This window comes from Microbulbifer sp. SH-1, from assembly GCF_011326135.1.
Lineage (GTDB): Bacteria > Pseudomonadota > Gammaproteobacteria > Pseudomonadales > Cellvibrionaceae > Microbulbifer > Microbulbifer harenosus.
In genome coordinates, this window is sequence record NZ_CP046948.1 from 3668850 (window position 1) to 3680895 (window position 12046).

Here is a 12046-nt window from a genome sequence, read left to right on the forward strand (position 1 = left end):
CAGATTTGAAATTTATTCAAGACCATTTTTAGGTGAGACCATGACTACCAAAAAAATATACCGGGTTCCGGCACGGGATGCCGGCGTCCTGTCTGGCCTGAAACGCAGGCTTAATCACTCCATGCTGCTGGTAACAAGCGCGTTACTGCTGAGCGCCTGCACAGGTGAAACTTCCGATGAGCTCGCCCAGGAGCCCCCCTTTGACCTGAGCCTCGCGCAATGTGAGGTCGCGGAAGGCGGCGTCGTCGGCACACCCACCGATCCGGTGATAGTGGACGGCGTGGAAACCCTGGCCTGCCTGCTAAATGCCGATGCGGGCCAGGTCGGCGCAGTCAATTTGAAAAGCAGCCACAACTATGAAAATCTGGTATGGGTGCTGGACGGCACCTACGAAATCGGCGAGAGCAAGAGCTACGCAACCCTGGCGGAACTGCAGGCAGATACGCGCCACGGTGTTGGTGGCTACGCGTCAAAAGTTTATGCAAAGCCCGGCACCGTGGTGGTGGTGCACCGCAACGGCAGTTTCGCACCGAATATTGTATCCATTGACGACGACAATATCGGCGGCGGCGAATGGGGCGGTGTGGTGGTAAACGGCATGGGCTACCACCCGGACTGCGGCACTACCGGCGGTGCGGACAATTTCTGCAATGTGCAGGGTGAGTGGGGTTACTACGGCGGCCTGTCGCAGCAGGAAACCCGTGAAGGCACTAGATTGCTCGGAACTCGTAATGGCTTTACCGGTTACGCCGCAGAAGCCGGCGGTGAGTTGAGTGGTGGTGAACGGCTCTCCGCGGCCATCACCGTCAATGCGCCGCATTTGGGCCAGAGTTATGCTCCCCAAGGCGTTTTTTACAGCGCGACCAATGGCCTGGAGCTGAATGGCGGCGCGCTGAGCATTGGCAGTTTCAGAGCCCTGGGCAACCAGGGCCACGCGCTTTACTGGCACAGCGGTTTTGGCGGTGAAATGTGGAGCAGCATCATCCACCACCAGTCCGATCTCGCCGCCATCAAAGGCGGGAACAGTGGCAGCGGCGACAGCGGTGTATCCATCAACGGCCTGACGCTGGTGGATCAATCCCTCAACGCCGGCTCCGCACTGGCGCTCGCCGGCGGCGGCAATATCGGCATTGACAATATGGTGGTGCAGGGCTTTGCTACCTGCCTGAATATTGGCGATGGCAATACCAGCGTGGCAGTTGCCAACAGTGCCTTCTATTGCGGAGAAACCACCGCCGCGGCGGAAGACGGCAGCGACTACGCCGCCCAGGCCCTGGCCCAGGCGGAAAACTTCTACACTCTCAACCCGGATCTCAGTGCCACCCTCGCGCTGGATAACGTCAACATCGAGGGGGTGGCGGCAGCTTCACTGAGCGGCAGCACCCTTGTCTACGGTTATGAGCTCGGTCTTTATTACGAGCCCTGTTACGGCGCCGGCGCTCTGCTGGAAGAAACAGTAGCCATCGGCCAGAGCACCTACCAGATCTGTGAACTCAAGGGACAGGTGAGCGGCAATCTTTACTTCGACGATGACATCAATGACGTAAAAGTGGCCTGGCGCATCAATGGCGCCGTCACCCTGGGCAGCGATTTCACAGCACTGGATGCGGCGCAGCAACAAGCGGCGCTGGCGGCGCCGGGCCAGATCGTTATCGACGGGGGCTCCAAAATTTTGCTGAGTACCGGCTCGACGCTTGCGCTGAATCCGAATGCGGCCCTGCGGGTACTGGGCACTGCGCAGAATCCCGTTGAACTGGCACCCCAGGGGCTCAATGAACACTGGGGCGGTATCACCATCAACGGCTTGGTGGACAACTGCGCCAGTAGTGAAATCTGCGCACTGGCACAGCAGCGGTATGTGGATATCAACTACCTGCGCCTGCTGAACGCCGGCAGTGGCCAGCCGGCACTGACCCTGAACGAAGTCAGCGCTGCGGGGCAGATCAACCACCTGGATATTGCCGACTCCGCCAGCGCCGGCCTGTCATTAAATGGCGGTGCGGTAAATATCGACAACCTGCTGGTCTCCGATGTGGTAGGCAACCAGGTACAGTGGGCCAGCGGCTACCGCGGCACCCTGCAATACGCCATCCTGCAGGCCGGTGACAACAGCCTCGGCCACGCCCTGCACGGCAGCAACGATGCCGCCAATCACGATGCCGCGCCGCGCTCGCGCCCGGTGATGGCGAATATCACCGTAAAAGGTACTGACAGTGCAGACACCGCCATCCTGCTGGAGCAGGGTTCCGGACTGCTGCTGTACAACTCGGTGGTAGCGGACTTCAACACCTGCCTGGATATCGACGACCCGGCCACGGCCAACCTGCAGACCAGCAACCCGGCGCAGATCTTTTTCGACAATGTGGTGCTGGACTGCGGCGCCACCATTGCCGAAGAAGACGAAGAGGCGGGAATGGACTACGCCGCCAGCACCCAGGGCCTGAGCGGTGTGTATCAGGTGCCCGCGGTGCTGGATACCAACTTTGTCGCCAGCGGCAGTGAGATTCCCGGCATCGAATCCAGTATCGACTTTGCTCTCGCCGGAGGCGCAGCCATGTTCCTGAACGCCGGTGTCGGCTATATGGGTTCGGTGCGCGACTCGGTGGACGACTGGTATCTGGGCTGGAGCGATTCCGTGGGCGTGGTGCTTGCGGCGGAGTGCGATTTTATGGGCGTGTTGGAGGATGACTTTGTTTTTGAATCGGATGACTACTATCCAGTTTACTTACCCGATGGTGGGCCGCAAATTTCGTCAGCAAAGGCTAACCGCCCGGTCTGCGGACTGCGCGGCACCATTACTGAGGATCTGGTACTGAGCACCTATACCGGCAGCGAGCGATTGGCGGCAGAAGCGGGGGAGCAAATTAGCGAAGACTATTTATGGGGTGGTTCTTTTCCAACAATTATGGTGCGCGACCCCGTGCCGACCGTATGGCTGCTAAACGGGCTGGTGCGCGTCGGAGAGGGCCACCTGGAAATTACCGATCTGGCGCAGCTGCAGGATATGAAGGAAAACCCGGTCACCCTGGAAATTGGACCCAGCGCCGATGTAGTGGCTACGGCCGGCGGTGCCCTACATGTTACCCGCGGTGGCGCGCTGCTGGCCCTGGGTGAAGTGGCGCTGGAAGACGACGCCGATACCGACGGCCTGGGTCCGGTGGGTCTGAGCGGAACGGGCCCGTGGCGCGGCCTGATCGTCGACGGTTTCGGCCGCAACAACCAGTGCCCCGATGCCATGGCCGAGCCCGGCACCAACATCTGCAATATCCAGGGCGAGTTCGGTTACTACGGCGGTTACGACAACAGCCACGGCAATCTGTGGATCGAGAATCTGGAACTGATCGGCGGCCGCCTGCAGCTAAATAGTGTCGGCGGCGGTAGCGAGATTCACAATTTCCTGTTTTCCGGTGCCCTGACTGACAAACTTGAGGAAAGTTTCGGCAAGCCGGTGATTGACATCGACGGTGGTGCGGTCAATTTCCGCAACGTGAATATCGGCTCCAATAGCGCGCGCGCTGTGCTGGGTGGCAGCGTTATTAAATGGAACCACGGCTATCAGGGCACGCTACAGTCCGTGTGGCTTATGATGCAGCTGACCATGGCGCAGGCGGGTACGGATGCCGATGGTAACTACCGGACAATTTACCAGGAAACCGACGGTGACGTCACTTCGTCGCATTACTACCCGGTAATTCACGGAATCAACGGCGCTGTCGGCCATGAAAACGATTTGCCCCGTTCCGCACCTACCATTGCCAATCTGTCGTTGCGATATACAGAAGCGCAGCCAGAACGTTACTCCGATGCGCTGAGTTCCATGATCGAACTGTCAGGCGGTTCCGGTCTATACCTGCACAATAGTGTGCTCGGTACGAACAAAACGGGTTACGATCGCGGATTCAGCACCAGTCACCCCTATCCAATCGGGTTCGGCTGGGCGCCGGACTGGTGTATCAAGACCGACGGCAGCGTAGACGCACTGGTAGGTGAGGAAGTAATCTTCGATCAGGTGGCACTTGGTTGTACCCAGTTCTCCAACAATGCCGGATTGGAACAGGCATTCGATACCCGCTTTACCAGTAAAACCGTCACCAATGTTGCCGGCACCGCCAGTGATCTCACCACCGTGAAAAACCCCAGCGAAGCCAACGCGGATATCTACCGTTTCGGCTGGACGGTTGGCACCCGGGCTGCAGAAGCGAATTTCCAGGATGTAGAGGGCGTTGTCCGGCTTTCCGGTTGGGAAAATCGCAAGTACGCGACACCCGATGTGATCAACCTGGGTGAGGCCGCCTCGGACTATTCGGCATCGAAGACGGTCAATAAAGACTTCATTCTGGATACCAATTATTTGGGTACGCTGGATTATTTTATTCCGATCAATGCCGGTTATCAGATATCTGCTGATTGATCGTATAACGTCGAATTTTCAGAAAGTTTGTCGAGTATAAATAAATGGCCGGAAGTGATTCCGGTCATTTTTTGTTTTCGCGTTTGCGCGTTTGCGCCGGTTTTCTGTAAAGAATTTGCATTGAATAATTCATTGAAATAAATGTCGCCTGCGTTTGAAAAATCCGTCTATACAGTCTGGTTATAATTGATTCGCTTGTAGTTTTGTTTTCTAAGTTCAAATGATTTCTGATATTAAACAAATAATTAATTGACGGTCTGTAGTCTTTGTTTGCCGGACAGATCCGGTCTTATTCACTTGGAGTATGTTTGGTTGGAATGCTGTGGCGTTTCTGTTTTTCCAGACTGACAGTTTTTCGGAATCATGAATCACAACACTTGGAAGGAATTTCTTATGAAAAAGACATTATTGTCTCTGAGCCTGCTGGCAGTGACTTCTGTATCCAATGCCGCTGTTGTAAACCTTGGTCTTGTTGATAGCAGCTGTAATTTCAACGGTACAGATAAGGGGCTGGTATCGTTCAACGGTGGTACCTATCTCAACTGTGAACTCCCGACTTCCATCATCGAAGGCAACAACACTGTTATTTTGGCAAAAGAAAGTGCTGATACCCTTGATCCAATTGTGTGGACCCTGCCGGGTATTGTGGTAGTCGGTAACGGTAACACCCAGAATGCTGATCCGAGCACTGTCGACAAGACTGTGCTGCAGATCGAAGCGGGTGCCCAGATTGCCGGTGCCGTCGATAGCGCGTCCGCACTGATCATTTCCCGCGGTGCGCAGATCAATGCACAGGGTACCGCCAACGATCCGGTTGTGTTCTCCTCCCTGGACAACAACATGACCGGTTCCGGTGAGTGGGGCGGCCTGATTCTGGCCGGCTTCGGTGAGAGCAATGCCTGCCCGAGCGGCGCCATCGCCGGTGGCCAGATGGGTGATACCTGCACCATGGAAGGCGTTGCCAGCGCGGCTTACTTCGGCGCCGGCCACCTGTCTGCGCCGAATGCCATGAGCAGCGGCACGCTGAACTATGTGGTTGTCGCCGAAGGCGGTCACGTGATTAGCGACGGCAACGAGATCAACGGTCTGACTCTGTACGCGGTCAGCAGTTCCACCACCATCAACAACATCCATGTGCAGGGCAACGCGGACGACGGCGTTGAGTTCTTCGGCGGCAATGTTGGCATCAGCAATATGTGGATGGCCTGCAACGAAGACGACAGCGTGGATTGGGATCTTGGCTTCCAAGGCTTCCTGTCCAATGTGAACATCAAGCAGAACGACGGTGCCGGTTACGGTCTTGAACTCGCCAGCAACCCTGACAATGCCAACGCCCTTCCGCGCTCCAAGGGAACCGTGGCCAATATGAGCATCGACTTTGTCGGCAGCACAGCGCCTGCTGCTTCCGGTATTCCTTTCGATCTCAAGCAGGGTACCGATGGTGTGTTCAGCAACGTGGTGATCGGCGCTGGTTACAACAGCCCGGTGAAGTGCATGCGCACTGATTCCGCAGTTACCGGTGGTTCGCACTGGAGTGTGATTGAGTACGGCTGTGATGCTACTCATTCAGGTCCTACTGCCTGGAACCTGCCGGCTTCCAACAGCAGCGCAACCGGTTTTACCGCCAGCACCTTCTGGGCGGCGGCTCCGTCTTGCCAGTAATCCGAATTTCATTGAACAAGAATCTGTAGTTTGTTGAGCGCAGGCGTTGCCTGCGCTTTTTCAGATTGCCTTGTGAATGGATGGATACGTTCAGAATTTAATAATCAATAAACGATTTGATTCCATTTGGAGTTCGTTATGAAAAAGGTAATTGCCAATTTGGCCTTGTCCAAATTGCTGGGCGTTGTTGGGGTGGTATTGGGGGTTTCCCTGTTTTCCGCTGGGTCGGTACAGGCGCAGGAAGTCAGTGGCCGTATGTGTGCCATTTCCGGCTTTCTGTCTTTCCAGGCGCCGCTGGAAAAAGAAGATGCGTGGCACGAGGTTTACGGTGAGGCCGCCATCTCTGCCTGTGTGGACGAGAATGGCCCGGTGGAAGGCGCGGAAGCAGTAGTAACCATGTCCGGCAGTGGCATTGCGAATTGCGCCCTGCAGAGCTTCTCCCTGCTTCAGTCGGTGACCTGGAACTACGGTGGGTTCGACTTGGTTACCCTGCAGCCTGCGGTGGGCGACCGCGCACCACTGGGCGCTTACAAGGGCGATGTGCTGATAGGCGAATTCATCAACCATCAGGTTATCACCACCCTGTTCAACAAAGAGCCGGTATCCACCCTGAGCTGCCTGCTGGGTATTGAGCCCCTGGGCACTTTCTCGTTCAGCGGTGTGCAGATTTTTGTCGATAAGGCATCAGACCAGGACATCTGATGGCCACAGGCTAGTGCGAATTAAATAATGGCATCCGGAGCGGCGTAGCGCCTTTTGAATTGTCATTTTTTCGCAATAGCCGTTTGCGACTATCCGGGAACCGATGCGGTAACGTCCCCCTAAATATTGCGGTTCCCGGAGTTTTTCTGGCTATTCCCTGTGCACTGCGTCCGCTGGCTCTGTGCTGTGTGCTGTTAGGGCCATTCTCTACCTTGCCGGTGGCGGGGCAATCCTGCGATACGGGCGGTTCTTTATCTGCTGGGCCGGCTGGCTCCGAGCAGAGCCTGTTGTCGGCGCTGTATGCACTGGCGAAGGCATCCGGCTACCACCTGGTAACCATTCCGGATCTCGTAAAGGGTGAGCGGGTGGTGTGGCAGCCGGATTGCTCGCCGCAGGAACTCTCTTCGGAATTCTCTTCAGAACTCTTTTGGCAACAACAGGCGCACCGGTTGCTGGAACCGCGAGGCCTGGCCTACCGGGTCATTGACGATACGCTGGTGATCTTCCGCGCGGAACCCGTCAAAGAAAAAGTGGCGTCGGCGCCGGTGCCGGCACCTGCGATGGCCGAAGTGGTGGTGGAGGCCAGCCCTTTACCGGCGCAATCATCCACCGGCAGCGGCAACCAGTACGGCAATTATCTGGGCAGTGCGGATGCGGTGCTGGAGTTTGAGCGCATCGAATCCCTCGGTATTACCGATCTCGCCTCGGCGCTGGAACTGATCTCCGGGGTAAAGCTGGAGCAGGAGCGCTACGCGGTGATCCGCGGTATGAAGGGGCGCTACCAGTCGGTGCGGTTGAACGGTGCCACCATTCCGAGCCTTGAACCCTCCGGCCAGCGGGTGCCGCTGGATGTGTTCCCGGTGAATATTTTGAACCAGGTGGATCTGCGCAAATCGGTATTTGCGGATGCGCCGGGCAACGCCAGCGCGGGCGTGGTGAATATTGAAACCCGGCGTATTCCAGAAACCCCCTACCTCACACTGGTTTCCGGCGGCGGCTACCGCAGTGGCACCACCGGCGCGCCGGTGATCCGCGGTTACACCGGTGGCCGCGACTGGCTGGGGTACGACGACGGCGGCCGCGCGCTGCCACCGGTGCTGGCGGAAAATGCGCGTCTCGGCAGCCCGGACAACTGGAGCCCGGCGCAGCGGGAGGCGGCCGGTGAGGCAATCCTGGAAAACGCACACGGCGCACGCAAACTCGGCGTTTACCACGGCAATGCCGGAGTGGATGGGTTGCTGAATCTTAGCGGCGGCCGCGCCTGGCAACACGGGCACCACAGCTGGGGCGCGGCGGCCTCCCTCGGCTACCAGAACGAGTGGCAGCAGCGGGAACTGTTCTCGCAAGTGCTGAACCGTTTTTCGGTACCGGAGAATGCGGATGGCAATACCGCGGGCAGCCTGTACGCCACGGAAGACGGCCACCACCGGCGCCTGGAAAATGTGATCAATCTGAACGGGCTGCTGGCGCTGGGTTACGGGCTGGATGAGCGGCATTTTCTCGGCAGCAATTTCCTGCTGCTGCGCCAGAGCGTAAACCGCACCGAGCAGATCGAAACCCGCGAGCGCGACGGTTTCGGCGAGTACGACGGCAGCGCCAGCCTGCGCAGTCTGTCCAACTGGACGGAAACCCGGATGGGGCTTGGGCAGTTTTACGGGCGCCATTTTGTCGGCCCGGAAGAGCGTATCGCGCTGAACTGGCACCTCACCTCCGCGCGCTCCCGCTATACCCGCCCGTTTGATGTGCGCTACCTCTACCGGCGCAACAGCGCTTCCGATTCCTACCGTTTTGAACCGGGCTACAACCATTTTGAGGTGTCCTGGGAGGATATGCGCGAAGAAACCCTGAGCGCGGGTGTGAATGCGGCCTGGGTGTGGGAGCTGGAGGATTGGAGCGGAGAGTTGAAGTCGGGCCTGGAGCTGCTGGATGCGCGCCAGGACGGCTATCTGCTGGAATACACGTTTATTGCCAAGGGCGATATCGAAAAGAACGAGCCGCTGATCCAGAGTGCGAATCCTGCGGATATTCTGACCCCGGAAACCATTAACGGCGCCCCCGGTACCGACGGCTTTCTGCTGGATGACGACGTAAAACTGTTTGTGAGCCCGCCCGAGCTGGACGGCAGTTTTTACGCGGCGGAGCACCGCAACCGCGCGGCGTATCTACTGGCGGATATCCGCCTCGGCGAGCGCTGGCAGTTTGTGCTGGGCGCGCGGCGCGAGCGCGACGGGGTAAAGGCGGATTTCTGGGATGCGCAGCCGCAGGATTGGGTGCCGTTGCTGGACGGTGCGCGCACGCTCTACTCTGCCGCGCTGGCATTTGATCCTGCGCCACAGCAGGCGTTGCGCCTGGGCTACAGCGAAACCGCAGTGTGGCCCGGCGTCAACGAACTGATGCCGCGGCGCTACGAAGACACCGACCTGCGCATCGAGATTACCGGCAATCCCAACCTCAAAGCGGCCGCGGCGCAGAACTGGGACTTGCACTGGCAGTGGCGCGATGAGGGGCTGGGGCTCGATGTGAAACTGCTCGGTTTTTACAAGACCATCCGCAATGCCATCGAGGGCGTGTTCTTCGATCCGGTGATGGCCAACAATCAGGCCTTCAATATCTACAGCTACACCAATACCGGTTCCGCCCGTTTGTATGGTTACGAGCTGGAGCTGGATTACCAGCGGGTGTTTGCCGATGCGCACAAGCTCGCGCTGCAGTCCAGTTACGCGGGCATGGTTTCGCAGGTGGCGATACCGCCGGACCGCTGGCGCGCGGGCAAAACCCGGCCGTTGCAGGGGCAGCCCGCATACCTCGGCGGTCTGCAGTTGCAGTATCAGCATCTCGACAGCGGCCGCAGTGCATCGCTGCTGTACAAGCGCGCGGGGCGGGAGCTGGATATCGTGAGCAACAATCTCCATGTGCCGGATGTATACCGCGATCCGTACGACAGCCTGGCGCTGGTGTTCAATACACCGGTGTTTGACGGGATTCACGCAACCTTTTCGGTGGAGAACCTGCTGGACGACGCGCGGCATTTTGCGCAGGGTGAGGAGACGTTTATGGAATATCGGCAGGGGCGGCGGTATCAGTTGCGGGTGGCGGTGGAGTTTTAGCGTTTGATACCGCTACACGCCCTGTAGGAGCCTGCCTGCAGGCGAACAGTCCGGAGCCCGGTTCTATTCGCCTGCAGGCAGGCTCCTACAGGGAGCTGTGGGTGGAATTACCATTCGACCGCAAAACGATTTCTTCACCGGACTCGGAAATGGCCAGGCCGTGCAGGGTCGCGAGAATCTGCAGGTTGGTGTGTATGTCCTTGAGGTCAAACGTCCCACCCACGCGCAGGTTCCGTGTGTGTCGATCTCCGGCGATCAGCGGCGTGTCGGAATAGCGGTTGAATTCCACCAGTAGTTCTTCCAGCCGTATGTTCTCCACCTGCACCAGCCCCTGCAGCCAGTCACTGTAATTGTGCAGATCGAATTTTTGCACAGGCCCGATGGCGTTGCCGGAAATGCGCACACGCTCGCCGGCGGCGACGTGCTGTGTTTTGTCCGGCCGGTTCAGCGGGTGCGCGGATACCAGGCCTTCCAGCACCGTGAGCTCGGTGATGTCACCGCGCTGGTCCACATTGAATACGGTGCCCAGCGCCTTTACCGACGCCTGGCGGGATTCCACGACGAACGGGCGTTGCCGGTCTTTGGCGACGGTGAACCGGGCCTCGCCATCGTAGAGGCGGATGCGGCGCTCGCGCTCGCTAAAGTCCACGGCAACGCGGGACTGGGCGCTCATATCCAGCGTTGATCCGTCGGCCAGTGCGTTGCGGCTGGTCTGCTGGCGCTCGGTGGCATAGAGGCGATTGCCGGCATCTATCGACGGGTTTGATGGCTGCAGCAGCGATACCGTAATCGCTACCAGAAAACCTGCGGCTGCTGCCGCCAGGTACCAGGGATTGCGATAGCGCCGGGGCGTGGGCGCGGTCGTGTCCAGCGGGAGTGTGCTGCCTATGAGACGCGCGGCCTTTTCGAACTCGGGGTGATTCCAGACGCCGTCCACCTGGCTGGCCTTGTGTGCTCTGGCCGGGCTTTCCTGCAGCCAGTTCTGGTATTGCCGCCACGCCTCGGCATCGGCCTTCTCTGCCTCGCCGTGGACGATCCAGCGGTAGATTCGTTCTTCTTCCTTTTCGCTGAGCGGGTGTTGTTCGCCGAGCGGACATTGTTTCTTCATGGGCGTCATTGATGAATAGTAAGACCTTGTCCGTCAGCCTTCTGATTCCAGCTGCTGGGCCATTCTGGCTTCGATATTTCGGATGGCCCGGTTGATTTGCTTTTCCACCGCTTTCGCGCTGAGGCCGAATTGCAGGGCGATCTGTTTATTGCTGACGCCGTGCACCCTGCTCAACACGATGATGCTTCTGAGGGTCACTGGCAGGTCGTTCAGTTGTTTCACAAACAGCGCCAGGTGCTGCTGGTCGTTTAACTGCTGGTCGGGCTGAGGGCGCTGGCAGCGCAGGCTCTCCGCGACATCGTCCAGCGCTTCCAGCGGCTGCTCGTTGTGGCGCTGGCTGTCGTTGATGAGATTGGTGGTAATTCGGTACATGTAGCCAAGGGGATTGTCTGGCACGGTGCCGGTACGCAGTTTTCGCGTCAGGCGCTCCATCGCCTCCTGGTAAATATCCTCGGCTTCGGCACCGTTGCGTGTGCGTCTGCGGATAAACGAGAGCAGGCTGGCTTTTTCCGCAACGAGATCGCGGAACGTCCGCTCCCGCAGGGTGGAAAACGTCGACAGAATTTTGGCCGGTCCACTCTCCATGCGTACTGTTGTCCCCGGGTGTTGTGATCAGTGCTCTTTGGCTACCGATATTTATGCGGGACAGGATAGCGGGGGAAAGTTACAGGTTTGTGGATGGGGAATAGAAAGGGGCGAGAAAATCAGGGCTACGTTGTAGGAGCCTGCCTGCAGGCGAACAGGGTAGAGCTCGAACCATTCGCCGGCAGGCCGGCTCCTACAGCAAGAGGGAGTCGGAACTCTGTAGCGCATTTTCGTAGGAGCCTGCCTGCAGGCGAACAGGGCAGAGCTTTGAGCCATTCGCCGGCAGGCCGGCTCCTACAGCAAGAGGGAGTCGGAACTCTGTAGCGCATTTTCGTAGGAGCCTGCCTGCAGGCGAACAGGGCAGAGCTTTGAGCCATTCGCCGGCAGGCCGGCTCCTACAGCAAGAGGGAGTCGGAACTCTGTAGCGCATTTTTGTAGGAGCCTGCCTGCAGGCGAACAGAACAGAGCTCG

Annotated in this window: 6 protein-coding genes; 4 read left to right on the forward strand and 2 right to left on the reverse strand. The window is 58.5% G+C overall.

Translation table 11 applies throughout. The features are described from left to right. Positions 1-40: 40 nt before the first annotated feature. From GNX18_RS15105 to GNX18_RS15120, 4 genes are all read left to right on the forward strand, one after another. Positions 41-4411: a hypothetical protein gene (locus tag GNX18_RS15105; RefSeq protein ID WP_166219114.1), complete on the forward strand. Its 4371-nt coding sequence runs from the start codon at positions 41-43 to the stop codon at positions 4409-4411. A gap of 393 nt (positions 4412-4804) precedes the next feature. Further along, a complete protein-coding gene (locus tag GNX18_RS15110; RefSeq protein WP_166219116.1) occupies positions 4805-6073 on the forward strand; it encodes a hypothetical protein in 1269 nt (422 codons plus the stop codon). A gap of 138 nt (positions 6074-6211) precedes the next feature. Further along, positions 6212-6775, forward strand: coding sequence for a hypothetical protein (locus tag GNX18_RS15115; protein ID WP_166219118.1), 564 nt, complete (start codon positions 6212-6214; stop codon positions 6773-6775). A 287-nt stretch (positions 6776-7062) separates the two neighbouring features. Then, the gene (locus tag GNX18_RS15120) at positions 7063-9882 is read left to right on the forward strand and encodes a TonB-dependent receptor domain-containing protein (RefSeq protein ID WP_166219120.1); all 2820 of its coding nucleotides are present in this window, start codon (positions 7063-7065) and stop codon (positions 9880-9882) included. Positions 9883-9967: 85 nt separating this feature from the next. On the opposite strand, the gene GNX18_RS15125 is transcribed toward GNX18_RS15120, so the two are convergent. Both GNX18_RS15125 and GNX18_RS15130 read right to left on the reverse strand, forming a co-directional pair. Then, positions 9968-10990 (reverse strand): FecR family protein, encoded by a 1023-nt coding sequence (locus tag GNX18_RS15125; protein ID WP_166219122.1) that lies wholly within the window; start codon positions 10988-10990, stop codon positions 9968-9970. 33 nt (positions 10991-11023) lie between these two features. Beyond that, a complete protein-coding gene (locus tag GNX18_RS15130; protein ID WP_166219124.1) occupies positions 11024-11575 on the reverse strand; it encodes an RNA polymerase sigma factor in 552 nt (183 codons plus the stop codon). Between the last annotated feature and the right edge of the window lie 471 nt (positions 11576-12046).